Here is a 23,804-nt window from a genome sequence, read left to right as displayed (position 1 = left end):
CCGGCGGCTATACGGCCCTTAAGACATTCTATCGCCCGGAGCCCCCGCCCCTCATGGCCAAGATCAAAGTCACCAACCCCGTCGTAGACCTCGACGGGGACGAGATGACCCGCATCATCTGGAAACTGATCAAGGAAAAGCTGATCCTCCCCTACCTCGACCTGAAGATCGAGTACTACGACCTGGGGATGGAGCACCGCGACGCCACCGACGACAAGGTGACGGTCGAAGCGGCCGAGGCGATCAAGAAGTACGGCGTCGGCATCAAGTGCGCGACCATCACGCCCGACGAAGCCCGGGTGAAGGAATTCGGCCTCAAGAAGATGTGGAAGTCGCCGAACGGCACGATCCGCAACATCCTGGGCGGCGTCGTCTTCCGCGAGCCGATCATCTGCAAGAACGTGCCGCGCCTCATCCCCGGCTGGACCCAGCCGATCATCGTCGGCCGCCACGCCTTCGGCGACCAGTACAAGGCCACCGACTTCCTGGTGCCGGGCAAGGGCAAGCTCACGATCAAGTGGGAAGGCGAGAACGGCGACACGATCGAGCACGAGGTGTTCGACTTCCCCGCGAGCGGGGTGGCCATGGGCATGTACAACCTCGACGAGTCGATCCGCGAGTTCGCCCGCGCCTCGATGGCCTACGGGCTGAACCGCAACTATCCGGTCTATCTCTCGACCAAGAACACGATCCTCAAGGCCTATGACGGCCGCTTCAAGGACATCTTCGCCGAAGTCTACGAGGCCGAGTTCGCCGACCGGTTCAAGGCCGCGGGCCTCGTCTACGAGCACCGCCTGATCGACGACATGGTCGCCTCGGCGCTGAAGTGGTCGGGCGCCTTCATCTGGGCCTGCAAGAACTACGACGGCGACGTCCAGTCGGATCAGGTCGCCCAGGGCTTCGGCTCGCTGGGCCTGATGACCTCGGTGCTGATCACGCCGGACGGCAAGATCATGGAAGCCGAGGCCGCCCACGGCACCGTGACCCGCCACTTCCGCCAGCATCAGCGAGGCGAGTCGACGTCGACGAACTCGATCGCCTCGATCTTCGCCTGGACCCAGGGCCTCAGCCACCGCGCCAAGCTCGACGACAACGAGGAACTGGCCCGCTTCGCCAAGACCCTGGAACAGGTGTGCGTCTCCACCGTCGAAAGCGGCTCGATGACGAAGGACCTCGCCCTGCTGGTGGGCGACACTCAGGGGTGGCTCACCACCGAAGGCTTCATCGACAAGGTGGCCGACAACCTGGACAAGGCGCTGGCCGCCTGATCGGCGCCGCCTCCGAGGGGGGCGGAAACATCGATTTCAGAGCGCCGCCCGCGGACCCCGCGGGCGGCGCTTTTATCTTCAGCGCCCTTCGGCCCAGACGTCGAGCGGCTGCTTCTCCTCGTGCCGGACGAGGAAGAGGTAGCCCAACAGGAACGTCACCGCGCCCACGATCGTCGCGCCCCAGAACCCGGCGGGCGACGCGAACCACAGAGTCAGCCACAGGATCGCATTGCCGATCAGCAGCATCGACCACCGGACCAGGACGCTGAAGGCGTGATAGGTGCGCTCGTGCGCGACGACATCGGTCGTCTGCCCGCCAAAGTGACCACGGTCTTCCATCTCGGAACCTCCCGAAGAAACGGCGTTCTTCGAGAAGACGCCCGACACGCGCCCGCGTCAATTCATGTTCTTGATTTGTTCGAATCTGCGCATAGGATGCCGACAGACAGGAGACCACGCATGAGCATCGGATACGTCACCCTGGGCGCCCACGACGTGGAGGCCGCCCTGCCCTTCTTCGACGCCGTCCTGGGCGCGCTGGACTACGAGCGCAAGGATCCCTTCCCCGGCTGGGCGTTCTACGGACCGCTCGGCGGTGAACCCTGCCTCGGAATCTGCCGGCCGTACGACGGCGGCGACCCACGCGCCGGCAACGGGATCATGGTCGCCCTCAAGGCGGCCTCCAAGGCGCAGGTCGACGCCGTGCATGCCGCGGCCCTGGCCGCCGGCGGCGCCGACGAAGGCGGGGCGGGCTATCGTCCGCCCGAAGCCACCAGCGGCTTCTACGCCGCCTATTTCCGCGATCCGGTGGGCAACAAGCTGTGCGTCTACCTCACCGATTGATCGCGCGAGATCGCCACGACGGAAGCCAGCCGCAACAAAAAACGGCCGGGGTCACCCCCCGGCCGTTCGCGTGTCGTATCGGACAGAAGCTAGGCGTAAGCCAGCGAACGACGGCGACGCAGAGTCGCGCCGGCCATGCCGAAGCCGCCGATCATCAGCGCCCAGGTGGCGGGCTCCGGAACGGCGCCGAAGGTGGGGTTGTTGTCCCAGTGGAACTCGGCCGCGACCTTGAGGCCGTGCTTCTTGCCTTCGTTGAGGCCGAACAGGCCCTCGTTGAAGGTCCCGCCGTTGACCGTGATGGTCATGCGGCCCGGATCTTCCAGGCCGGGCTCGCCGTGGCCCCAGGTCAGAAGCGCCTGACCGCCCTGGTCCCAGACCAGCTGGCCGGCCTGATAGATGCCGAAGAAGGTGTAGCCGTTGGTGTCGCCGTTGACGAAGATCGGGCCGTTGTTGTTGCTCGGCGAATCGAACGTGAACTTCAGCGAGATGGCCGACCATGCCGTGTCGTCGCCGTTGACGTTCGTCTCGTTGGTGTAGAGCTTGAACAGGTCGAAGCTCTGGACCGGGTCGGATCCCAGATCGAGATCGAAGGTGTCGGTCAGCGGACCGTTGATCTTGAGCACCAGCCCCGGATCGGCGCTGTTGTAGGCCGTCAGTTCCCAGTTGCCCGCGAAGACGGTGGCTTGCGCCTGAGTGGCGGCGAACGCCAGCCCGGCGGTGGCGGCGAGCGCCGCGACAAATTTCCGTGTCATTCCGAAGTCCCCATGTAGCTCCGGATTCGGAGCCCCGACGCGCCATCAGACGCCACAACCGGGACGCGCGCAGCTTCATTCCCCTGAGGCGCGACGCCCACTCGCCTCTCAGCCGGTGAGAGCCGCCTTCACCGCCGCCAGCCCATCGGCCGCGCGCGATCCGTCGGGTGCGCCGCCCTGGGCGAAATCGGGCCGGCCGCCGGCTCCCTGTCCGCCCATGGCCAGCACCGCCGCCTTCGCCAGCTCGGCCGCGTTGAACCGCGACTGGGCGGCGCCCGTGATGGCGACCGTCGCGGCCGCCTTGCCATCGGCCGTGCCGATGAGCGCGATCACGCCGTCGGGAAGCTGCTTCTTGAATTCCTCGGCGATCGGCCGCAGGTCCTTGCCGCCCACGCCGTCCATGACGCGCGCGATCACCTGCACCCCACCGATGTCCTCGGGGCCCGAGGCCGCGCCGGCGCCGCCACCGCCCATGGCGAGCTGACGCTTGGCCTCGGCCAGGTCCTTCTCCAGCTTGCGGGCCTGGGCCTGCAGCGCCTCCACACGCCCGGTCACCTCGACGACCGGAACCTTGAACTGGTCGGCCAGGCCCTTGGCCACCGCCGCCTGCTCCAGAAGCCAGCGCCGCGCCGCCTCGCCGGTCAGGGCCTCGATCCGGCGTACGCCGGCGGCCACCCCCTGCTCCGACACGATCTTGAACAATGCGATGTCGCCCGTCCGCGCCACATGCGTGCCGCCGCACAGCTCCACCGAATAGTTCCCCTCCCCGCTCAGCGCCCGGCCCAGGGTCAGCACGCGCACGCTGTCGCCGTACTTCTCGCCGAACAGCGCCATGGCGCCCGCCTCCATGGCGGCCTCCGGCGCCATCTCGCGCGTGTCCGCGGCCAGGTTCTGTCGCACCACCGCGTTCACCTCGGCCTCGATCCTGTCGATCTCCTCCGGCGTCACCGGCTGGCCGTGGCTGAAGTCGAAGCGGATGCGCTCGCCGTCCACCATCTGGCCCTTCTGGGTCACATGGCGGCCCAGCACGTTCCGCAGCGCCGAATGCAGCAGATGGGTGGCCGAGTGATTGGCCCGCGTCGACGCCCGGCGTTCCGCATCGACCGCCAGCCGCACCCGAGCGCCGGGCGCGAGTTCGCCCTCCACCACCTCGATGTCGTGGACGTGGAGGTCGCCCGCCTGCTTCTGGACGTCGAGGACGCGCGCGCGGCCGCCGGTCCATTCGATCTCGCCACGGTCGCCCGCCTGGCCGCCGCTCTCGGCGTAGAACGGGGTGCGGTCGAACAGCGCCTGCGCCCGGCCGCCCGAGCCGACTCGGTCGGCTTCCTGGCCATCGACCACCAGGGTCAGAAGCTCGCCGGTCGCCTCCGTCTCGTCGTAGCCCACGAACACCGTCGGCCCCAGCCGGTCGCGGATCGCAAACCACTCGGCCGCCGCCGTCGCCTGCCCCGAGCCCTTCCAGGCCTCGCGCGCCATCTCGCGTTGGCGCGTCATGGCGGCGTCGAAACCCTCGAGGTCCACGGTGACGCCCCGCGCCCGCACCGCGTCCTGGGTGAGGTCCAGCGGAAAGCCGTAGGTGTCGTAGAGCTGGAAGGCCGTCTCGCCCGGCAGCACGCCGCCGTCCGTCAGGCCAGCGGTCGCCTGGTCCAGCAGCGCCATCCCCCGACCCAGCGTCGTGCGGAAGCGCACCTCCTCCTGACGCAACGTGTCGACGATGGCGTCCTCGGCCCGGCGCAGCTCGGGATAGGCGTCGCCCATCTCGGCCACCAGGGTGGGCGCCAGCCTGTGCATCAGGGGCTCCTCGGCGCCCAGCAGGTGCGCATGGCGCATGGCCCGGCGCATGATCCGGCGCAGCACATAGCCTCGGCCCTCGTTCGACGGCGTCACGCCGTCTGCGATCAGGAAGCTGGTCGCCCTGAGATGGTCGGCGATCACCCGGTGCGATGGGGCCGCCTCGCCCTCGGCCTTCACCCCGGTCGCCTCGACGCTGCCGGCGATCAGCGTGCGGAAGAGGTCGGTGTCGTAGTTCGAATGCACCCCCTGAAGGATCGCGGTGATCCGTTCCAGGCCCATGCCGGTGTCGATCTGCGGCTTGGGCAGCGGACGCTCGGTTCCGTCGGCGAAACGCTCGAACTGCATGAAGACGAGGTTCCAGAACTCCAGGAACCGGTCGCCGTCCTCGTCCGGGCTGCCGGGCGGGCCCCCGGCCAGTTCCGGGCCCTGGTCGATGAAGATCTCAGAGCACGGGCCGCAGGGTCCCGTGTCGCCCATGGACCAGAAGTTGTCCGCCGTGGCGATGCGGATGATGCGGTCGTCGGAGAAGCCCGCGATCTTCTTCCACAGCGACGCCGCCTCGTCGTCGGTGTGATAGACGGTGACCAGCAGCCTGTCCTTCGAGAGGCCGAAGTCGCGGATCAGCGCCCAGGCCTGCTCGATCGCGCCGTCCTTGAAATAGTCGCCGAACGAGAAGTTGCCGAGCATCTCGAAAAAGGTGTGGTGGCGCGCGGTGTATCCGACGTTGTCGAGATCGTTGTGCTTGCCGCCCGCGCGAACGCATTTCTGCGAACTCGTCGCCCGCGGCCACGGCGCGGTTTCGGCGCCGGTGAAGTAGTTCTTGAACGGCACCATCCCGGCGTTGACGAACAGCAGCGTCGGGTCGTTCTGCGGGACGAGCGGCGCCGAGGCCACGACCTCGTGGTCGTTCCGCTTGAAGTGGTCCAGGAAGTGCGTCCGGATCTCGTTCAGGCTGGGCATCGTGCTACTGTCGTCAGGTCGTGGAGAGGGATCGGATCGCGGCGGACCGCGACCCATTCAGGTGGGAACTCCGGACCCTTTACGAAACCTGCGACGCCCCGCCAAAGGAAAAGGTCGGTCCCGCCAGGTCCGCCTGACCGGCTGAGGTCGGCCTGGCGGGGTGGGGGCGGCCTGGCGAGCGTTCGCCACGACACGACCGCCCGAAGGGCCGACACCGAACGCCGGCGAACGCCGCAAGTCTGTAAGGACGATGGATTACGCCCGGATACGCTCCGGGCATGAGGAAGCCCGGCGCGGGCGGCCACGCCGGGCTTCGAGCCCCGAAAGATGCGAAGGGCCGCCGCCGGCGGAAGGCGGCGCAGGCAGGCCCCGTTGGCGGAGAGGCTAGCCCGGCTCGGGAACGCCTCGCCCTTTCGAGGAACCGCTCGGCTCAGAGCGACCCGTCCTCGTCGTCCGCGCCCTCGGCCGGCCCCACCAGCATCTGGTCCTCTACGGCGTCCTTGGCCCCGCGGACCTGACGCTCGATCTGGCCCGCCATGTCGGGGTTGGCCTTCAGGAATTCGCGGACGTTGTCACGTCCCTGACCGATGCGTTGCGAGTTCCACGAGAACCAGGAGCCCGACTTCTCGATCACCCCGGCCTTCACGCCCAGGTCGATGATCTCGCCCAGCTTCGAGATGCCCTCGCCGTACATGATGTCGAACTCGACCTCGCGGAACGGCGGGGCCACCTTGTTCTTCACCACCTTCACGCGGACGTTGTTGCCGACGATCTCGTCCCGCTGCTTCACCGAGCCGGTGCGGCGGATGTCCAGGCGCACCGAGGCGTAGAACTTCAGGGCGTTGCCGCCCGTCGTGGTCTCGGGGCTGCCGTACATCACCCCGATCTTCATGCGGATCTGGTTGATGAAGATGACCAGCGTCTTGGCCTTGGAGATCGAGGCGGTCAGCTTCCGCAGCGCCTGGCTCATCAGTCGCGCCTGCAGGCCGGGCAGGCTGTCGCCCATGTCGCCCTCGATCTCGGCCCGCGGCGTCAGCGCCGCCACCGAATCGATCACGATCACGTCCACGGCGTTCGAGCGCACAAGGGTGTCGGTGATCTCCAGCGCCTGTTCGCCGGTGTCGGGCTGCGCCACCAGGAGGTCGTCCAGGTTCACGCCCAGCTTGTGGGCGTAGGACGGGTCCAGCGCGTGCTCGGCGTCGACGAACGCCGCCGTGCCGCCCGCCTTCTGGACCTCGGCCACCACATGCAGCGCCAGGGTGGTCTTGCCCGAGCTTTCGGGACCGTAGATCTCGACGATCCGGCCCTTGGGCAGGCCACCGATGCCCAGCGCGAGGTCCAGCCCGAGCGAACCGGTGGACACGGATTCGATCTCGACGACCTTGCCCTTGTCGCCCAGCTTCATCACCGAGCCCTTGCCGAAGGCCCGGTCGATCTGCGTCAGCGCCGCCTCGAGCGCGCGCTGCTTTTCCGAATCGTCTTTGCCCACGAGCCTCAACGCCGATTGCGACATGTCATCCGCCCTCTATCCCACGATTCCGCCAACCGGACGGCCACGCCGCGCCGATGACTCAAGATGTACCGCCTTTGTTCCATGTTCGCAAGATGTTCCTTGGCCAACATTCGCCTCTCTACCGGCCTGGGGTGGCGACAAGGCCACGCCGGCTGCCTCGCGCGGCTCGGGATCGCCGCCCTCGGAGCCGAACACGCCGGCGATGGGGCCCGGCCACTCGCCTCCCGCGGGTGGAGGCGTGGACGTCCGGCGCGACGCGGGCTAGCGTCGAAGCCACGACACTTGGGATGTGACGCCGGATCGGGGGACCGGCGCCTTTGCGGGCCACATCCGAGGGCGTTTCGGCGGAGGGGCTTTTCGCGGGTGCATGACATGAAGGCCAGGGCCTCGGGACGGGCCGTCGACGCCGGAGGCCGCCCGTGTCGCTGAAGACGCCCCCAGCCCCTCCCACGCCTGAGAGGCGGGCGGCCTACGTGCGCGCCGCCCTGGCGCGGGGCGACCTTCTGGGCGCCTACGACGAAGTGGCGCGACGGGGCGACACCAGCCATGCCGAACTGAACTATCTCGAGGTGCTGACCCTCGCGCGCCTGGGCGACACCGAACGGGCGCTTCGCCTGTACGAGGACTACGGCCTCGCCGACCTGGGCGATGTGGACACCCTGTCGCTCAAGGCGCGTCTGCTCAAGGATCTGGCCTTCGCCGGCGGCGCGCCCCATCGCAGGCGCCTGCTGGAAGCGTGCGACCTCTACGAGGCGATCCATCGGCGCACGCGGTCCAGCTACCCGGCCATCAACGCCGCGAGCCTGGCCCTGATCGCCGGCAAGACCGAACTGGCCGAGCGACTGGCCCGGGAGGTGGTGGTGGAGTCCCCGCCCGCGGAGCGCTCCGGCTACTTCTCGCTGGCCACCCTGGCCGAGGCGCTGGTCGTCCTGGGCGATGCGGACGGGGCCCGCGACGCGCTCGCCCGCGCCCTGTCCGCGCCGGACGCCGACGTGGGCGCCCGCTCCACCACGGTCCTGCAGCTCCAGAGGCTGGTGGCGGCCAGGAGCGTCAAAGCCGAGATGGGCGCCCTGCTGGAACTGATCCAGCCGCCGAAGGTGGCGATGTTCTGCGGCAACATCTTCGTGGGCGGCCCCGAACTGGAGGACGACCTCGCCGCGCGCATGCGCGACCTGATCGCGCGCGAGAACGTGGGCTTCGGCTACGGGGCGCTGGCCGCCGGCAGCGACATCCTGATCGCCGAACAGCTCCTCGCCGCCGGCGCGGAGCTGCACGTCGTCCTGCCCTTCGCCGAGGCCGACTTCCTGGAACAATCGGTCGCGCCGGCCGGCGAAGGCTGGGTCCGCCGCTACGAGGCGTGCCGCGATCGCGCCGCCTCGGTGACCTTCTGCAGCAACATGGTCTTCATGGGCGGGATGGAGCAGTTCGCCTACGGCTCCAAGGTCACCATGGGCATGACGCGCCTGCGCGCCCGGCAGCTTCACGCCGAACCGTTGCAACTGGTGATCGTGGAGGCGCGCGGCGACCGCACGCTCAGCGGCTCGGACATCACCGCCTGGAAGGCGACGGGCGGCCGGTCCGAGGTGATCATCGCGCCGCCCCTCGTGCGTCCGGTCATGCCGCCGCCGCCCGAGAAGTCGGAGGTGGAGCGCGGCGTCTACGGCCTGATGTTCACCGACTACCCCGGCTTCTCGAAGCTGGACGAACGCGTGCTGCCGCTCTTCTGGGAAGAGGTCATGGTGCGCGCGGCGCACATACTGGAGGGCTATGGCGAGGTGATCCGCCAGGGCAACACCTGGGGCGACGCCATCTTCGCCGTCTTCAGCGACGCGCCGACCGCGGCCGCAGCGGCGCTCGATCTCTGCGAGGGCCTGGCCAAGGTCGACTGCCGGCGCCTCGGTGTCCGCGAAGGCACGGCCATGCGCATCGCCCTGCACTACGGCTCGACCTACTCGGGCTACGATCCCGTCACCAAGCGCACGAACTACTACGGCAGCGAGGTGTCGCGCGCCGCGCGGATCGAACCGGTCACGCCGTCTGGAAGCGTGTACGTCACCGAGCCGTTCGCCGCGGTGCTGGAGATGCAGGACGATCATCCGTTCGACTGCAACTACGTCGGCAAGGTCGCGCTTCCCAAGGGCTTTGGCGTCTATCCGCTCTATCGCCTCAGCCGCCGACCGAAGGACTGACGCCGCCAGGCGGCGGCCCTGGATCGTCGCCCCAGGAACAGCGTCCCGGGATCAGCGACCGGTCGCGACGGCGGGAGCCTGGCCGAGCGCCCGGCACTCGGCGGCCATGCTCTTGGTGAAACGGGCGTCAGCCCCCAGCGTCTGGTCGAGGATCGCCATGCCGGCGGCGCAGTCGGACCGGGCCTCGGCCATCCGGCCCGCCCGCGCCAGTACCTTGGCGCGATTGACCAGCAGGTCGCCGTGGTTGGGATGGGTCCTGCCGTAGCCGACGTCATAGTTGCGCTTGGCGTCGTCCAGCGCTTCGAGCGCCCCGCGGGAATCGCCTCGGTCCGAGGCGATCAGGGCCAGGTACACATCGGCGATGCCGATGAGGTAGTGCGGCCCGCCAAAAGCCTGGCGGTAGATGACGATGGCTTCGCGCAGGGCCTGTTCTCCCTCGGGCAACCGCCCCAGGCCGTGCAGGATCTGGCCCTGCATCGACAGGGTGTCGGCGAGGATCGGATTGTCGTCGTCCAGCACCGCGCGTTCGATCCGGAGCGCGTTGGCGATCTCGACCTGGGCGCGCTTCAGGTCACCGGCGTTGAACGAGTTCTGGGCCAGCGCGAACCACGCCTTGCCCGTCGAGAGATGGGTTTCGCCGAGAGAGGCCTGGAACAGCTTCAGCGACTCTGCGAGCGAGGACCGCGCCTCGTCGAACTGGCCGTCGTCCGAGAGGAGCAGGCCACGATTGTTCAGCGCCATCGCCAGCGCGCCGCGCGACGCATCGGCCCCGGCCGCGCGATAGTGGGCCAGGGCGCGGTCGAAGGCGGCGACCCCCGCCTTGACGTTCGAGGCCGACGTGTGGATCCGCCCCTCGGTCAGGGCCGCCAGAGCCCGCAGGTTCGCATTCTGAGGACCATCGCCGGTCAGCCGCTCCTCGGCGCGCCGCACTGTGGCGAGCGCCAGCTCCAGCTGCCCCTCCCGCGCATAGGTGGTGGCCAGGACCAGCAGCGCCTCCGCGCCGTCGGGACCGGAGCGGTCGATCACCGGCAGGGCCGCCTCCACCGCCGTGCGCGCCTCGCCCAACAGGCCGAGGTTGTTGTAGGCCCGTCCCAAGGTGGCCAGCAGCCGGGCCTGGATGGCCGGCTGGTCCGCCAGTTCGGCCCGCGCCCGCTCCACGCTGCGGCCCAGGATGGTCAGGGCCGTGATGGTGCGGGGATTCTCGGTCGCCGGGTTCGACAGCTCGAAGGTGCCGACCAGATAGTCGGCGGCCGCGCGGGCGGCGGCGGCCTCGTGCTGGGCGATGGTCCGCTGGTGGTTCGCCTCGATCCGCAGCGAGTTGGCGTAGAACGCGAGTCCGCCCGTCACCAGCATCCCGACGACCGCGCCGGACGCGATGGCCGTCATCTGGGCGATGCGCCGCTGGGTCTCGCGCTGGACCAGCTCGTCCAGCTTGAGGCCCGTGAGGCCGGCGATCAGCTTCTGGGTGGCCAGTCGCGGACCATCCGCCTCGCGCCGGAAATCGGCGGCGATCGGCTCGGCCGGTGTCGAGGACAGGGCGCCGTCGGGCCCGATCCGGAATCGCAGCGCGTGCGGAAAGCACTCGCGCTCCTCCGCGCCCGGCATGGCCGATGCGTTCGGTTCACCGTCCACGACCAGGGCCAGAACCCGGCCCTCGCCGTGGTGCCGCTTGAACTGGAGAATCTCCTCGTTGACCCACCGGGACCTGGCCGCCGCCGGAGAGCAGATCACCACCAGGAACATCGACCCGCGCAGCGCCGAGGTCAGTTCGGCGCTGAGATCGCCGGAAGCCGGGAGCTCCTCGCGGTCGCGGAAGATCGGGCGGAGACGCCGGGGAACCTCGCCCACGGCGGTGACCTTGCCGATCAGCTTGCCGGGAAGGCGATAGCCCTCGACCTCGCGGTGCAGGCGTTGGGCGAAGTCACGGTCGCGGTGGCTGTAGCTTATGAACGCCCGATAGGCGAAAGCGCCTTCTCGCCGCGTATCAGGTGCCCCGTCGCCGTCCCCCATGCCCTCAAATGTACGACAGCGTACGCCGGCGCCGCAACGCCGCTCCCGCAAAGCCGAAGCCAAAGATCATGAAGGCCCAGGTCGAGGGTTCGGGCACGACGCCGCCGCCATCCGTCAGCCGGACGGGATCGATGAACTGAGGCGAGAAGTTGATGCCCGTGATGTATTTGGGCTCGGGGGCGTCCAGGGCGCCGAAGCCCCGCATGGCGGCGAACGACTCGAACTCGACGCCGCCGCCGCGGCCGATGGGATCGCCGAAGCCCGAATACGCCACGAGGCAGGTGGTCGCCGTGATGCAATCCGAGCGCGTGTAGGCCGTGACGCTGGTCCGGTACTGGATCACCTGGCTCTGTCCGGTTTCCAGCAGCGCGCTCAGCGGCAGCACGATGTTCGTGGAATCCCACGCATAGGCCCACGCGAGCTGGTTCGGCAAGGTCTCGCTCCCGAACGCCAGGACGAAGCCGTTCAGCGCCGCCGACGCCGCGTCGAGGTTGTAGTTCGGGATGACGTTGCCCTCGGAATCGAAGGCGAGGCTGATCGAGCCGCTGAGCGAATAGAGCGTCACGTCATTGCTGACGACCGAGAAGTCGAAGTCGGCGTAGGCGAACGGCGAGTACGCCTCCGCATGCGTGCTGAGGTCCTCGAACGTCAGGCCCGAAAACGTCTGGCCATAGCCGGTGAAGATGTTGTTGTCGGTCGCCGGCCCCACGCGCTCCTGAAGGTAGAAGCCCATGCCGGCGGGGATGATGGTCGACTCGAATTCAGAGATCGACAGCAGGTTGTCAGACATGTTCGTGATCGTGACATCGACGCCGGAATACGAGGTGGCCGTCGAGAAGGCGCCCGAAACCGCGACGCCGCTCTCGAAGCTGATCTGGCTGGCGCTGATCTCGACGATCGACTCCACGCTGCCGCCTCGGCCGCCCAGATTGATGACATTGTAGCCACGCGGCAGCGTCGTCGAGAACGGCACGACCGACGTTTCGGAAATCTCGCCATAACCCGTCGGCGTCGCCTCGATCGACTGGGCCTGGGCGGCGTTCGTCGCGAGCAGGAAGAGCCCCGCAGCCAGATACTTCACGCTTCGCATCAGCCCCTCCGGCTACAACGCCGAGGACCCGCCCCCGCGAGTCCCTATCCTTCCCGTTAACCGTAGCATGCACGCCGGCGCGTGCGATCTCGTTCTTGTGTGGGTTGAAAATCCGAGGATACAACTCGCCTTACGCAGCGCACCGCTCTGGCGGAGACCACGAACCGCCTCCTCAATCTGAGCGACCCGCCGAAGACGTCCGTGCATGCCGATATGTGAATCACCTTAACCTGGACCCATCCAGGTGAAGGGCTCTCCGCGCTATGCGCACCCGCATGTCAGAAAGGACCGGCGCGGCCATCCGCAAGCTGCGTCTTGCACGCGGCTGGAACCTGGCCACCTTGTCGGCCCACAGCGGCGTGCCGATCTCGACCATCTCGCGGGTCGAACTGGGTCAGAACGCCCTGAACTACGAGAAGCTCATGCGCCTCTGCCGGGCGCTCGAAGTGGACCTGGAGGGCTTGGTCGCGCGGGAGGCCGAGACGGCGCCGGCCGCTTCGGGTCGCCGCGCCGTCATCCGGGCGGGGGAAGGTCCGCCCGCGCGGATCGGAGGCGCCACGGGGCGCCGAGCCGGCGCCGACCTTCTGTCCAAGAGCCTTTCGCCGGTGGTGCTCGACGTCACAGCGACCAGCCTCGATCTCCACGGGCCGATGGCGGCTCATGAAGGCGAGGCCTACGCCTACGTCGTCGCCGGCGAGGTGGAATTGCACAGCCACCTTTACGCGCCGCTCACCCTGGGCGCGGGCGACGCGGTGTATTTCGACGCCGCCGCGGGATATGCGCTGATCGCGCCGACGGCGCCGGCCAAGGTGCTGCTGGTGGCGTCGGGCGAAAGCACTTTCGGGACCTGACCACCGCCCAGCCACGGTCTCCTCGCTCCAAACTCAACCTAAGATTTGCAAGTCTCGGTGCGAACTCTCGCTTGGCGACGTTTTGGCGACGTTTGATTCCCGATCTTCCCGGATAATTCCCACAATTTACCAATAATCAAACCACGTTTGAGATGTTCTCAAAGGCGGGACTTGTCGGTCGCCGCCCAACTTCAACGGCATGAGGGCGAACCCGGGATGCGATCGATCAGGACCCCCGCCGCCGCACGCCACGCCCTTGCGGTCGCATAGACACCCCGCCCGTCGGCCGCCCGATTTCCACGCCCGATCCTTCCCGCCCCCGAGATCCCGATGAACGCCCTGCGCAACATGAACATCTCCAGCAAACTCGCCGGAAGCTTTGCGGTCGTGGTGGCGGTCGTGGCGGTCATGTGCGCGGCCGTCTTCGCCAGCCTGCTGAGCATCCGGGAGGCGGTGCGCCTCAACGACGAGAGCGTGGCCCGGCTCGAACTGGCCGACCGGGCGCTGATGGCGCGCATCGAGCGCCAGAACGCCATCCGCGGCCTCGTCGCCAGCGGCGATCCTGCGTTCCTGGCGCAGGTCGAAAACGCCCGGAAGGATTTCGATCGCTCTCTCGCCGGGTGGGAGAAGGCCTCTCCCGAGGACGGCGCGCGGATCGGCGCGGTCAGGGACGCCGCCCGCAGGCTCGAGGCCGAGGAAGCGGATCTGGTCGCGGCGGGCCAGGACCCGATCCGCCGCGCCGAAGCCATGACGCAGCTCTCGACCAAGGGCGGCCTGACCGAGTTCCGCGAGGCCATGGAGGTCGCCGTCGGCCGGGAGCAGGCCCAGCTCAAGGCGCGCGCCGAATCTCAGACCACGTCGCAGACGTTCGCCATGATCCTGCTGGCCATCGGCGCCCTGCTGTCGGTCGCGTTCTCGGTGACGATGGGTGCGATCCTGTCGGCCGCCATCGCCAGACCCGTCTCCAGGATGGCCGACGTCATGGGCAGGCTGGCCGGCGGCGACACCACTGTCGAGGTGCCCGCGCGGGATCGTCGGGACGAGGTGGGGCGCATGGCCGCCGCCGTCCAGCACTTCAAGGACACCGCCGCCGAGAAGGTCCGCATCGAGGCCCAGGCCGCCGAGCAGCGCCGCGCCGCCGAGACGGCCCGCGCCGCGAACGACGCCGATCGCGCAGCCAGCGCCGCCGAGCAGTCGAAGGTGGTCGACGATCTGGCCCAGGGACTGAGCCGTCTGGCCGCCGGGATCCTCACCTTCCGCATCGCCGAGCCCTTCCCGCCCCACTACGAGCAGCTCCGCGCCGACTTCAACCGCGCGATGGACACGCTCCAGTCGACCCTGCGCGAGGTGGCGGTCAACGCCACCGCCGTCCGCTCGGGCGCCGGCGAGATCAGCCAGGCCTCCGACGACCTCTCGCGTCGCACCGAACAGCAGGCCGCCAGCCTGGAGGAGACCGCCGCCGCCCTCGACCAGATCACCGCCACGGTCCGCAAGACGGCCGATGGCGCCGGTTCGGCCCGGGATGCGGTCTCCGAGGCGCGCGACGACGCCGAACGCTCGGGCGTGGTGGTCCGGGACGCCGTCTCGGCCATGAGCGAGATCGAGGCTTCCTCGCAGCAGATCAGCCAGATCATCGGGGTGATCGACGAGATCGCGTTCCAGACGAACCTGCTGGCGCTGAACGCCGGCGTGGAGGCGGCTCGCGCCGGCGAGGCGGGCAAAGGCTTCGCCGTCGTCGCCTCCGAGGTGCGCGCCCTGGCGCAGCGCTCGGCCGGAGCCGCCAAGGAGATCAAGGCGCTCATCTCGGCGTCGTCCCAGCAGGTCGACCGCGGCGTCGGCCTCGTGGGCGAGACCGGGAAGGTCCTGGAGCGGATCCTGGAGCAGGTGACCCACATCAACGGCTCGGTGACCGAGATCGCCGCCTCGGCCCAGGAGCAAGCGACCGGCCTCCAGCAGGTGAACACCGCCATCAACCAGATGGATCAGGTCACCCAGCAGAATGCGGCCATGGTCGAGGAGGCCACCGCCGCGAGCCACGCCCTGACCGGGGAGTCCGAAGCCCTGTCTCGCCTGATCGCCCGCTTCGACCTGGGCGCCGGTGGCGCCGCCCAGGGGCCGACTCCGGCGTCCCGCGCCCAAGCCCCCGCGGTTCCGGCGCCCGCCATGAAGACCATCGGCCGTGGCGGCGCCGCGCCGAAGCCTGCCCTTCCCGCCACTCAAGAAGACGACTGGGACGAGTTCTGAGCATGAGCACCGACCCCCTGGCGCTGGCCGAGAGCCTGGAGATGACCGCCGCCGCGCCCCTCGCCAAGGCGCTGATCGGCCGCCGCGGCCAGCCGCTGGTCCTGGATGCGTCCGATGTGCGGCGTCTCGGCGGCCAGTGCCTGCAGGTGCTGTTGTCGGCCCAGGCCGCCTGGGCCGCCGACGGCGCGGACTTCCAGGTCTGCTCGCCCTCTCCCGAGTTTCTCGATGGCCTCGCCCTGATGGGCGCGACCCGGCTCTGCCTGCCTGCCGAGGCTTCCATTTCACCCGTTCAGGACTGATCCCATGAGCTTGACCGTCCTTACCGTCGACGACTCGCGGACCATGCGCGAGATGCTGCGCCTGGCGCTCTGCGACGCCGGCTACCGAGTCGTCCAGGCCGAGGACGGCCTGCACGGCCTCGAGGTCCTCGCCGCCGAGAGCGACGCCCCGCAGGTCATCGTCACCGACATCAACATGCCGCGCATGGACGGCTTCGGCTTCATCGAGGAAGTCCGCAGCGACCAGCGCTGGCGCGGCATCCCGATCCTGGTCCTGACGACCGAGAGCGACGCCGAGAAGAAGAGCCGGGCCCGCAACGCGGGCGCCACCGGCTGGATCGTCAAGCCGTTCAACCCGGTCAAGCTGGTCGACGCCATCCGCCGCGTCGCCGCCTGACCCCGACAGCCCCCAGATCAGCCAGAACAGGGAACGCGCCCGTGGACGCCCTAGCCGCCATCCGGGAGACCTTCTTCCAGGAATGCGAGGAACAGCTCGCCGAGCTGGAATCCGGCCTGCTCGCCATGGAGGGCGGGGACCAGGATCCCGAGACCATCAACGCCGTCTTCCGGGCGGTGCATTCCATCAAGGGCGGCGCGGGGGCCTTCAGCCTGGAGGCTCTGATCCGCTTCGCCCACGTCTTCGAGACGGCGCTGGACGAGATGCGTTCGGGCCGCCTGGCCGTCGGCGCCGAAGTGCTGAAGACCATGCTGCGGGCGGCCGATGTCCTGGCCGATCTGGTCCGCGCGGCGCACTCGGGCTCGGAGGACGAACACCCGTCGCAAGCCGCGCTGTCGGAAGAACTCAAGGCCATGAGCGGCGGCGCCCACGATGAGTCCGAAGCGGGCGAGGACGACTGGGGCGACTTCGAATTCAAGCCCATGACGGTGGACATGGATCCGGCCGCAGAGGCTCCGGGAACGTCCGGCTTCGTGATCCGGTTCAAGCCGCGCGCCGACCTGTACGCCAAGGCGAACGAAGCCGCCCTGCTGCTACGGGAGCTGGCGCGCATAGGCCAGGTCGCGGTCGAACTGGACGCCAGCGGCCTGCCGGCCCTCGCCGATCTGGATCCCGAAGCCGCCTACCTGGCCTGGACCGTCACCCTGACGGGCGAAGCCGACGAAGCCGCGATCCGCGAGGTCTTCGAATGGGTCGACGGCGACTGCGAGCTGGAGATCATGCCGCTCGGCGGCAGCGAATCCTCCGCCGACGGCTTCGATCTCGCCGCCCTCATGGCCCGCGTGTCGGACGACGGGCCCGCACGGGTCTCCGACCCTGCGGCCGACATCGATGTCGGCTCGCTGATCGCCGCCCTTTCGCCGGACGCCGAGGTCCCGGCCGTCGCGGTCGCTCCGGAGATCGTCGACGCCCCGGCGAAGCCCGCCCTCAGCGTCGTGTCGTCCGCCCCTGAGCCCGCGGCCGATGCGCAGGGGGCGGCCCATATGCGCAAGACAGAAGCCGGCGCGACCATCCGCGTAGACCTGGATCGCGTCGATCGCCTGATCGACCTTGTCGGCGAGCTGGTCATCAACCAGGCCGTGCTGTCGCAGCGCGTCATGGAGGCGGGCCTGGCCCGCGCCAGCGCCGTCGCCATGGGCCTGGACGAGCTGGAGCAGCTCACCCGCGAGATCCAGGACAGCGTCATGGCCATCCGCGCCCAGCCGGTGAAATCGGTGTTCCAGCGGATGCCGCGCCTGGTGCGCGAGGTGGCGGCCATGACCGGCAAGCCCGTGCGCCTGGTGACCGAGGGCGAGGGCACCGAGGTCGACAAGACCGTCATCGAGCGCCTGGCCGACCCGCTGACCCACATGATCCGCAACGCCATCGACCACGGCCTCGAAAGCCCCGAGAAGCGCGCCGCCGCCGGAAAGCCGGCCGAGGGCGTGGTCAGGCTCGCGGCGTTCCACCGCTCGGGGCGTATCGTGATCGAGGTGTCGGACGACGGCGGCGGCATCAACCGGGAACGCGTCAAGGGCATCGCCACCGAAAAGGGTCTGATTTCGGCCGAGGCCGCGCTGTCGGACGAGGAGATCGACAACCTGATCTTCATGCCCGGCTTCTCGACCGCCGCCGAGGTCAGCGACATCTCGGGCCGCGGCGTCGGCATGGACGTCGTCCGCCGCTCGATCCAGGCGCTCGGCGGACGTATCACCATCGCCTCGCGTCCCGGCCAGGGCTCGACCTTCACCATGAGCCTGCCGCTCACCCTCGCGGTGCTGGACGGCATGGTGGTCTCGGCCCACGGTCAGACCCTGGTCGCCCCGATCACCGCCATCGTCGAGACGCTCCAGCCCAAGGCGGAGGACGTCCACAGCCTGGGCGGACATGCCCGGGTCATCTCGATCCGCGGCGGCTTCGTACCCCTGATCGATGTGGGCATGGCGCTGGGCTACCGGCGCGAGCCCCTGGAGGCGACCCAGGGCGTCGCCCTGCTGATCGAGAGCGAAGGCGGCGCGCGCGCCGCCCTCCTGGTCGACGCGATCCAGGGTCAGCGCCAGGTGGTCATCAAGTCTCTGGAGGCCAACTACCGGCAGGTGCCCGGCGTCGCCGCGGCCACCATCCTGGGCGACGGCCGCGTCGCTCTCATCCTCGACATCGACACCATCGTCTCGGTCTCCCGGGGCGACATGCGGAAGGCGTCTTGAACATGAACCAGATCGCATCCCCCACCGCCGCCGGCGCCTCCGGCATGAAGGAACTGATTTCGTTCCGGATCGGCGCGCAGGAGTTCTGCGTCGACATCATGGCCATCCGCGAGATTCGCGGCTGGACCGCGGCCACCGCCCTGCCCCAGTCACCGTCCTTCGTGAAGGGCGTCATAAACCTGCGCGGCGCCGTGCTCCCCATCGTGGACCTGGCGTCCCGCCTGGGCTTCGAGAGCACCGAGGCCAGCGACCGCAACGTCATCATCGTCGCCGACATCGGCGGACAGGTGGTGGGCCTGCTGGTCGACGCCGTCAGCGACATCCTCACCGTCACCGACGACGTGATCCAGCCCACGCCCGACGTGGCCTCGGACGCCGCCCGACAGTTCGTCCGCGGCCTGATCGCCATGGACGGCCGCATGATCAGCCTGATCGGCCTCGAGCGGGTGCTGCCCGACCTGGAGACGGAAGCCGCCTGATGACCGCCTCGGCGACGACATCCTCGGGTCCGGCCCAGCGCCCGGGCGCCAACATGGTGGAAGGCGAGTTCGCCTTCACCGAAGCCGATTTCCGCAGGATCTCGGCGATGGTCCACGGCGACGCCGGCATCCATCTGCCCGACGCGAAGGCCACGCTGGTCTATTCGCGCCTGGCCAAGCGGCTGCGGGCGTTGGGCCTGACCAGCTTCAAGGACTACTGCGCCCTCGTCGCCGGCTCGGACGGCCTGGACGAGCGGCAGAAGATGCTGGCGGCGCTGACCACCAACGTCACGCGCTTCTTCCGCGAGCCGCACCACTTCGACCACCTGCGCGAAAAGGTGCTGCCGCCCCTGCTGGACGCGGCGCGCCGGGGTGGCCGTGTACGGATCTGGTCGTCGGCCTGCTCCAGCGGGCAGGAGCCGTTCTCGATCGCCATGACGATCCTGTCGCTCATGCCCGAGGCCGCCGAGCGGGACGTCAGGATCCTGGCCACCGACATCGACCCCAACATGGTCGCCGAAGGCCGCTCGGGCGCCTACGCCCCGCACCTGCTGGAGGGCGTGCCCGACGCCTTCCGCAAACGCTGGGTCAGCCCGGGCGCGGACGGTCGGATGCGGATGGCCGACGAGTTGCGAGCGCTCATCACCTTCAACGAGCTGAACCTCATCGGAGACTGGCCGATGAAGGGGAGGTTCGACGCCATCTTCTGCCGCAACGTCGCAATCTATTTCGAGGACGAGACCCAGGCTCGCCTCTGGAGCCGTTTCGCCCCGCTCATTCCCGTGGGCGGCTGCCTCTACATCGGCCACTCCGAGCGCATCCAGGGTCCGGCCGCCGACCTCTTCAAACCCGACGGCGTGACCACCTACCGCCGTATCCCGGAGGCTGCGCGATGACCCGCGTCCTCGTCGTGGACGACTCCGCGGTGATGCGGAAGCTGATCGGCGCCGCCCTGTCGGCCGATCCCGAGCTGGAGGTGGTCGGCGAGGCCGGCGACCCGCTCCAGGCCCGCGAAGCCATCAAGGCCCTGAACCCGGACGTCATCACCCTCGACGTCGAGATGCCCAACATGAACGGCATCGAGTTCCTGGACCGGATCATGCGGCTGCGGCCGATGCCCGTGGTCATGGTCTCGACGCTGACCGCACGCGGGGCCGAGGCCACGCTCACCGCGCTCGAACTGGGCGCCGTCGACTGCATCGAAAAGCCGCGCGGGTCGGACCTCGAAGGCTTCCGCATCATCGCCGAGAAGGTGAAGATGGCGGGGCGCGCGCGGGTCCGCCAGCGCATCCAGCGCCCAGAATCCGCGCCACCCAACGCCCAACCTTCGGAGGCGTTCTCGCCCGCCGACATGGTCGTGGCCATCGGCTCGTCCACCGGCGGCGTCGAGGCCCTCATCACGATCGTCGAACGGTTGCCCGCCAACTGCGCGCCGACGGTCATCACCCAGCACATGCCGGCGACCTTCACCCGGAGCTTCTCGGAACGCCTGAACCGCCTCTCCCCGGCGACCGTCACCGAGGCCCGCAACGGCGATCCCCTGCGTCCCGGCCACATCTATGTGGCCCCCGGCGGCGACTTCCACCTCGAGGTCGAGGGGACGCGCCACCTTCGCTGCAAGGTCACCCAGGGGCCGCCGGTGAGCGGCCACTGCCCCTCGGTGGACGTGCTCTTCGAGTCCGTGGCGCGCTGCGCCAAGGATCGCGCCGTCGGCGCGATCCTCACCGGAATGGGCCGGGACGGCGCGCGCGGCCTGCTGGCCATGCGCCAGGCCGGGGCCCGGACCCTCGGCCAGGACGAAGCCAGCTGCGTCGTCTACGGCATGCCCCGGGCCGCCTTCGAAATGGGCGCGGTCGAGCGCCAGCTTCCGCTGGAGAAACTCGGCCCCGCCATCCGCAACCTGACCAACTCGGAAATGGGACGCTGACATGCCCGCCAGCTCTTCTCTCGCCTGTCTCGTCGTGGACGACCAGCAGACCATGCGCTCGCTCGTCCGGACGGGTCTTCAGCAACTCGGCTTCCGCACGATCTACGAGGCCCCCGACGGCGAGGAGGGGCTGCGCCACATGCTGTCGCGGCCGGTCCACCTCGTGATCTCGGACTACAACATGCCCAAGCTGGACGGCCTGGGCCTGCTGCGGGCCATCCGCTCGCATCCGCCGATCCAGAAGACGGCCTTCATCATGCTGACCGGCCGCGCCGACAAGGAACTGGTGCAGCGCGCCGTGCAGTTCGGCGTGAACAACTATCTGGTGAAGCCCTTCACCGTGCAGACCCTCAAGGAGAAGATCGAAGCGATCTTCGGCGTCCTCGCGTGACGTTCGGCCAGGCCGCCTCTGTTCCCGCGTATGAGCCGGAACCGCGCAAGATCCATGTGATCCAGGGCGAGTTCCACGTGGCCAGCGGAGAGGACGTCGTCCTGACGACGATCCTGGGGTCGTGCGTGGCGGCCTGCATCCGCGATCCTGCCCTCGGAATCGGCGGCATGAACCACTTCCTGCTACCCGGTGAAGCCGGCGACGAGGGCATGCGTTACGGCGTCCAGTCGATGGAGCTGCTGATGAACGCCCTGCTCCGCCGGGGCTCCCGCCGCGAACGGCTTGAGGTGAAGCTCTTCGGTGGCGCGCATCTGTTCGACGGCCTCTCGGACGTGGGCGGGCAGAATGCGGCCTTCGCCGAACGCTTCGTCCGCGCCGAGGGTCTTCAGTACGTGGGCGGCTCCCTGCGCGGCGATCGCGCGCGACGCATCCAGTACTGGCCCTCCAGCGGGCGCGCCCGCCAGATCCTCCTGGCCCCCACCGAGTCCAGGGTCTTCGCCGCCGAACGCCGGGCCCCCGCCGTCAAGGCCGACGACGCCGGCGCGCTGGAGCTGTTCTGATGCCCGGCGCCAAGGCCGCCCGGTCCATGCGCGAGTCCCTGGATCTCGCGGCTCGCGAGGCCCACGATCTCGTGGACCTTGGGGACCACGTCCAGGGCGTCATCTCACGTCTCGTCGCCGCAGCGCTGCCGACCGACCCGTCCGTCATGATGGACGCTCAGACGGCCGACCTCCTGAGCCAGCGGCTGGAGGGCCTTGCGCGCTTCGTCCGGGCGCTGGCGGAGGTGGCCCCACACGACCTGGCCGCCGACGTCGACGCCGCCATCGACACCCTCACCCTCGCCGAACAGGCCCGACGCCTGTCCGGCCAGGACATCGGATCTCCGTCCGCCACCTTCGACGTCGAGGCTGGCGAGCCCGAAACCTTCTGGGACTGACGCCGTGGGCGCGAACCAAAGCAAGTACGAGCGGGTCAACCTCTCCACGGCCGAAGTGCTGCTGGCCTGTGGCGACACCGAAGGCCTGAACATCCTGGCCGAGATGTTCGCCGGCTTCGGCGTCCATACCCCGCGCCGCTGTCTCACCGGCGCCGAGGCCCGCACAGCGGTGCAGGAGCGCGTGCTGAACCTCATGGTCGTCGACGCCGCGCTGGCCGACGAAGAAGGCTACGATTTCATCTCGTGGCTGCGCCGCTCCGAGACCGCGCCCAACTGCTACGCGCCCGTCATCCTGGTCACCGGCCACACCAAGCCGTCGCAGATCTTCCGCGGCCGAGACGCCGGCGCCAGCTTCGTGGTTCGCAAGCCCGTCGCCCCGACGGTGATGATGCAGCGGATCCTTTGGCTGCTGAACGACCAGCGCAAGTTCGTGACCTCGCCCGGCTATTGCGGTCCCGACCGCCGGTTGAAGGCCATCGGGCCGCCCGCAGGTGAAAAGGGACGTCGCCACGACGATCTCTCCGCGGAAGTCGGCGCGGCCACTACGCCCAATCTCGATCAGGACATGATCGACGCCATGTTCAGCCCAAAGGCCGTTTCCCTATGAGCACCGTCCGTATCTTCGCCGTGGAGAACCAACTCGCCAGGGTGGTCGAGGCGCCGGGCGGCAAGACCGTGGACGAACACGTCCGGGCCGCCACAGCCCGGATCGAGGGCGTACGTGACGCCTCTCTCGCCTCCCTCGTCCAGAAATCCGAGGCGCTGGCGGCCCTCGCCGCAGAAGGCCGCGCGGCAGGCAGCGGCGATGCGCTGGGCCGGATCTACGACCTCAGCAATGCGATCTTCGGCATTGCCGGCGCATTCGACCTGCAGCCGCTCGCGGAAGCAACCTTCAGCCTCTGCGACCTGGCGGACGGTTTCCGGAGCGGCGGCTCGGCGAACTGGGCGGCCATCGACGTACACGTCGATGGAATCCGCCTGCTGGCGATTCTCGGCGACAGGGCGGGGGAAGCCGGCGCCGCTTCGATCCTCGAAGGCCTGCGCCGGGTGCGCCAGCGGGTGCTACCCGCCTCGGGCTGAAGCCGCCGCCTCGGCGGCGTCCAGATCGAAGGTCGGCAGCGCGTCGGCGGCGGCGATCAGCGCCCGTTCCAGCGCCGCCAGTCGGGGATCCTGGTCGTCGGCCGCTTCGGCGAGCGCCGCCTGCGCCGCCTCGATCCGCTCGGCGGCGCGCGAGGACCGTGCGGCGCCGCGAGCCTGCAGCATCTCGCTTTCGAGCGCGTCACGCGCCGCCGCACGGAACGCCGGCGACAGCGCCGCTGCGGCTTGGAGAGCTACGCGGTTCAGAGCGAGGGCGGCCTTCATGTCGGCGCTGAGGGCGCGCATGAGATGGCGGACATCGTGGTTGGCCAGGGGAAGGGTCGGGCGCAACTCTGAGTTTCCTGATTGTCACCTTTCACGCTCTGGAAGTGTTAGGTCGCGACGGTTAACAGCTGTCTACCGACTTACGGCCAAGCCTGTTGCATGCGAGATCGCCGCAGCCGATTGCGAGATGGCCGGTTCTTGCCGGACGCCCGCTCCCGCCACGGCTCCATACAGGACTGCACCCATTGCTGCGCAGCGCCAGGACCGATGCGG

The 23,804-nt window shown here is 69.1% G+C and carries 23 protein-coding genes; 16 read left to right on the top strand and 7 right to left on the bottom strand.

Features of this window, described 5'->3' with window-relative positions; translation table 11 throughout:
• The first annotated feature begins 53 nt into the window (after positions 1–53).
• Positions 54–1,268: an NADP-dependent isocitrate dehydrogenase gene (locus ABS78_RS07605; protein ID WP_293376689.1), complete on the top strand. Its 1,215-nt coding sequence runs from the start codon at positions 54–56 to the stop codon at positions 1,266–1,268.
• Between the two features lie 78 nt (positions 1,269–1,346).
• Here the strand turns inward: ABS78_RS07605 and ABS78_RS07600 are convergent, their stop codons facing one another.
• Complete coding sequence (locus ABS78_RS07600; RefSeq protein WP_293376687.1) at positions 1,347–1,607, bottom strand: hypothetical protein; 261 nt, start codon at positions 1,605–1,607, stop codon at positions 1,347–1,349.
• Positions 1,608–1,727: 120 nt separating this feature from the next.
• Between ABS78_RS07600 and ABS78_RS07595 the strand changes: the two genes are divergently transcribed.
• Positions 1,728–2,111, top strand: a complete 384-nt coding sequence (locus tag ABS78_RS07595) for a VOC family protein (RefSeq protein WP_293376685.1) — start codon at positions 1,728–1,730, stop codon at positions 2,109–2,111.
• An 89-nt stretch (positions 2,112–2,200) separates the two neighbouring features.
• Here the strand turns inward: ABS78_RS07595 and ABS78_RS07590 are convergent, their stop codons facing one another.
• From ABS78_RS07590 to recA, 3 genes are all read right to left on the bottom strand, one after another.
• Positions 2,201–2,863 (bottom strand): PEPxxWA-CTERM sorting domain-containing protein, encoded by a 663-nt coding sequence (locus tag ABS78_RS07590; protein ID WP_293376683.1) that lies wholly within the window; start codon positions 2,861–2,863, stop codon positions 2,201–2,203.
• A 108-nt stretch (positions 2,864–2,971) separates the two neighbouring features.
• Positions 2,972–5,617, bottom strand: coding sequence for an alanine--tRNA ligase (gene alaS / locus ABS78_RS07585; RefSeq protein ID WP_293376681.1), 2,646 nt, complete (start codon positions 5,615–5,617; stop codon positions 2,972–2,974).
• Between the two features lie 430 nt (positions 5,618–6,047).
• On the bottom strand, positions 6,048–7,130 hold the full coding sequence (recA, locus tag ABS78_RS07580; protein ID WP_293376655.1) for a recombinase RecA: 1,083 nt from the start codon (positions 7,128–7,130) through the stop codon (positions 6,048–6,050).
• Positions 7,131–7,549: 419 nt separating this feature from the next.
• Here recA and ABS78_RS07575 point away from each other — a divergent pair, with 419 nt between their 5' ends.
• A complete protein-coding gene (locus tag ABS78_RS07575; protein ID WP_293376653.1) occupies positions 7,550–9,319 on the top strand; it encodes a tetratricopeptide repeat-containing protein in 1,770 nt (589 codons plus the stop codon).
• Between the two features lie 51 nt (positions 9,320–9,370).
• Here ABS78_RS07575 and ABS78_RS07570 read toward each other — a convergent pair whose 3' ends face one another.
• Positions 9,371–11,329: a toll/interleukin-1 receptor domain-containing protein gene (locus tag ABS78_RS07570; protein WP_293376651.1), complete on the bottom strand. Its 1,959-nt coding sequence runs from the start codon at positions 11,327–11,329 to the stop codon at positions 9,371–9,373.
• 4 nt (positions 11,330–11,333) lie between these two features.
• A complete protein-coding gene (locus ABS78_RS07565) occupies positions 11,334–12,419 on the bottom strand; it encodes a PEPxxWA-CTERM sorting domain-containing protein (RefSeq protein ID WP_293376649.1) in 1,086 nt (361 codons plus the stop codon).
• 275 nt (positions 12,420–12,694) lie between these two features.
• Here ABS78_RS07565 and ABS78_RS07560 point away from each other — a divergent pair, with 275 nt between their 5' ends.
• The 13 genes from ABS78_RS07560 (at position 12,695) to ABS78_RS07500 (ending at position 23,249) form a co-directional block, all read left to right on the top strand.
• On the top strand, positions 12,695–13,270 hold the full coding sequence (locus tag ABS78_RS07560) for an XRE family transcriptional regulator (RefSeq protein WP_293376647.1): 576 nt from the start codon (positions 12,695–12,697) through the stop codon (positions 13,268–13,270).
• Between the two features lie 330 nt (positions 13,271–13,600).
• Positions 13,601–15,514: a methyl-accepting chemotaxis protein gene (locus ABS78_RS07555; RefSeq protein WP_293376645.1), complete on the top strand. Its 1,914-nt coding sequence runs from the start codon at positions 13,601–13,603 to the stop codon at positions 15,512–15,514.
• A gap of 2 nt (positions 15,515–15,516) precedes the next feature.
• Positions 15,517–15,813 (top strand): STAS domain-containing protein, encoded by a 297-nt coding sequence (locus tag ABS78_RS07550; RefSeq protein ID WP_293376643.1) that lies wholly within the window; start codon positions 15,517–15,519, stop codon positions 15,811–15,813.
• Positions 15,814–15,817: 4 nt separating this feature from the next.
• On the top strand, positions 15,818–16,189 hold the full coding sequence (locus ABS78_RS07545; protein ID WP_293376641.1) for a response regulator: 372 nt from the start codon (positions 15,818–15,820) through the stop codon (positions 16,187–16,189).
• 41 nt (positions 16,190–16,230) lie between these two features.
• Positions 16,231–18,435 carry a chemotaxis protein CheA gene (locus tag ABS78_RS07540; protein ID WP_293376639.1) on the top strand — a complete coding sequence of 735 codons (2,205 nt, stop codon included), beginning with the start codon at positions 16,231–16,233 and terminating at the stop codon, positions 18,433–18,435.
• Positions 18,436–18,437: 2 nt separating this feature from the next.
• Positions 18,438–18,914 (top strand): chemotaxis protein CheW, encoded by a 477-nt coding sequence (locus ABS78_RS07535; protein ID WP_293376637.1) that lies wholly within the window; start codon positions 18,438–18,440, stop codon positions 18,912–18,914.
• Positions 18,914–19,810: a protein-glutamate O-methyltransferase gene (locus ABS78_RS07530; RefSeq protein ID WP_293376635.1), complete on the top strand. Its 897-nt coding sequence runs from the start codon at positions 18,914–18,916 to the stop codon at positions 19,808–19,810. Before ABS78_RS07535 ends, ABS78_RS07530 begins: the two co-directional genes overlap by 1 nt.
• Positions 19,807–20,841 (top strand): chemotaxis response regulator protein-glutamate methylesterase, encoded by a 1,035-nt coding sequence (locus ABS78_RS07525; protein WP_293376633.1) that lies wholly within the window; start codon positions 19,807–19,809, stop codon positions 20,839–20,841. Before ABS78_RS07530 ends, ABS78_RS07525 begins: the two co-directional genes overlap by 4 nt.
• 1 nt (position 20,842) lies before the next feature.
• Positions 20,843–21,232: a response regulator gene (locus tag ABS78_RS07520; RefSeq protein WP_293376631.1), complete on the top strand. Its 390-nt coding sequence runs from the start codon at positions 20,843–20,845 to the stop codon at positions 21,230–21,232.
• Entirely contained in the window at positions 21,229–21,792 is a 564-nt protein-coding gene (locus ABS78_RS07515) for a chemotaxis protein CheD (RefSeq protein ID WP_363082848.1), read from the top strand. Before ABS78_RS07520 ends, ABS78_RS07515 begins: the two co-directional genes overlap by 4 nt.
• Positions 21,792–22,169 carry a hypothetical protein gene (locus ABS78_RS07510; RefSeq protein ID WP_293376629.1) on the top strand — a complete coding sequence of 126 codons (378 nt, stop codon included), beginning with the start codon at positions 21,792–21,794 and terminating at the stop codon, positions 22,167–22,169. The genes ABS78_RS07515 and ABS78_RS07510 overlap by 1 nt, the downstream gene beginning before the upstream one ends.
• A gap of 4 nt (positions 22,170–22,173) precedes the next feature.
• Positions 22,174–22,776 carry a response regulator gene (locus ABS78_RS07505; RefSeq protein ID WP_293376627.1) on the top strand — a complete coding sequence of 201 codons (603 nt, stop codon included), beginning with the start codon at positions 22,174–22,176 and terminating at the stop codon, positions 22,774–22,776.
• Positions 22,773–23,249, top strand: a complete 477-nt coding sequence (locus ABS78_RS07500) for a hypothetical protein (protein ID WP_293376625.1) — start codon at positions 22,773–22,775, stop codon at positions 23,247–23,249. The genes ABS78_RS07505 and ABS78_RS07500 overlap by 4 nt, the downstream gene beginning before the upstream one ends.
• Here the strand turns inward: ABS78_RS07500 and ABS78_RS07495 are convergent.
• Entirely contained in the window at positions 23,232–23,597 is a 366-nt protein-coding gene (locus tag ABS78_RS07495; RefSeq protein ID WP_293376623.1) for a hypothetical protein, read from the bottom strand. The genes ABS78_RS07500 and ABS78_RS07495 overlap by 18 nt on opposite strands.
• Between the last annotated feature and the right edge of the window lie 207 nt (positions 23,598–23,804).

The organism is Phenylobacterium sp. SCN 70-31 (assembly GCF_001724605.1).
In the GTDB taxonomy this organism is placed as follows: domain Bacteria; phylum Pseudomonadota; class Alphaproteobacteria; order Caulobacterales; family Caulobacteraceae; genus Phenylobacterium.
This window is presented reverse-complemented; position numbering and strand designations above follow the sequence as displayed.

What these genes read in the sequence shown, in the direction of transcription:
- ABS78_RS07605 (WP_293376689.1), top strand. Translation starts at nt 54, where the DNA reads ATGGCCAAGATCAAAGTCACCAACCCCGTCGTAGACCTCGACGGGGAC.
- recA (WP_293376655.1), bottom strand. Translation starts at nt 7,130, where the DNA reads ATGTCGCAATCGGCGTTGAGGCTCGTGGGCAAAGACGATTCGGAAAAG.
- ABS78_RS07560 (WP_293376647.1), top strand. Translation starts at nt 12,695, where the DNA reads ATGTCAGAAAGGACCGGCGCGGCCATCCGCAAGCTGCGTCTTGCACGC.
- ABS78_RS07545 (WP_293376641.1), top strand. Translation starts at nt 15,818, where the DNA reads ATGAGCTTGACCGTCCTTACCGTCGACGACTCGCGGACCATGCGCGAG.
- ABS78_RS07530 (WP_293376635.1), top strand. Translation starts at nt 18,914, where the DNA reads ATGACCGCCTCGGCGACGACATCCTCGGGTCCGGCCCAGCGCCCGGGC.
- ABS78_RS07510 (WP_293376629.1), top strand. Translation starts at nt 21,792, where the DNA reads ATGCCCGGCGCCAAGGCCGCCCGGTCCATGCGCGAGTCCCTGGATCTC.
- ABS78_RS07500 (WP_293376625.1), top strand. Translation starts at nt 22,773, where the DNA reads ATGAGCACCGTCCGTATCTTCGCCGTGGAGAACCAACTCGCCAGGGTG.
- ABS78_RS07535 (WP_293376637.1), top strand. Translation starts at nt 18,438, where the DNA reads ATGAACCAGATCGCATCCCCCACCGCCGCCGGCGCCTCCGGCATGAAG.
- ABS78_RS07525 (WP_293376633.1), top strand. Translation starts at nt 19,807, where the DNA reads ATGACCCGCGTCCTCGTCGTGGACGACTCCGCGGTGATGCGGAAGCTG.
- ABS78_RS07570 (WP_293376651.1), bottom strand. Translation starts at nt 11,329, where the DNA reads ATGGGGGACGGCGACGGGGCACCTGATACGCGGCGAGAAGGCGCTTTC.
- ABS78_RS07520 (WP_293376631.1), top strand. Translation starts at nt 20,843, where the DNA reads ATGCCCGCCAGCTCTTCTCTCGCCTGTCTCGTCGTGGACGACCAGCAG.
- alaS (WP_293376681.1), bottom strand. Translation starts at nt 5,617, where the DNA reads ATGCCCAGCCTGAACGAGATCCGGACGCACTTCCTGGACCACTTCAAG.
- ABS78_RS07550 (WP_293376643.1), top strand. Translation starts at nt 15,517, where the DNA reads ATGAGCACCGACCCCCTGGCGCTGGCCGAGAGCCTGGAGATGACCGCC.
- ABS78_RS07600 (WP_293376687.1), bottom strand. Translation starts at nt 1,607, where the DNA reads ATGGAAGACCGTGGTCACTTTGGCGGGCAGACGACCGATGTCGTCGCG.
- ABS78_RS07565 (WP_293376649.1), bottom strand. Translation starts at nt 12,419, where the DNA reads ATGCGAAGCGTGAAGTATCTGGCTGCGGGGCTCTTCCTGCTCGCGACG.
- ABS78_RS07590 (WP_293376683.1), bottom strand. Translation starts at nt 2,863, where the DNA reads ATGACACGGAAATTTGTCGCGGCGCTCGCCGCCACCGCCGGGCTGGCG.
- ABS78_RS07555 (WP_293376645.1), top strand. Translation starts at nt 13,601, where the DNA reads ATGAACGCCCTGCGCAACATGAACATCTCCAGCAAACTCGCCGGAAGC.
- ABS78_RS07595 (WP_293376685.1), top strand. Translation starts at nt 1,728, where the DNA reads ATGAGCATCGGATACGTCACCCTGGGCGCCCACGACGTGGAGGCCGCC.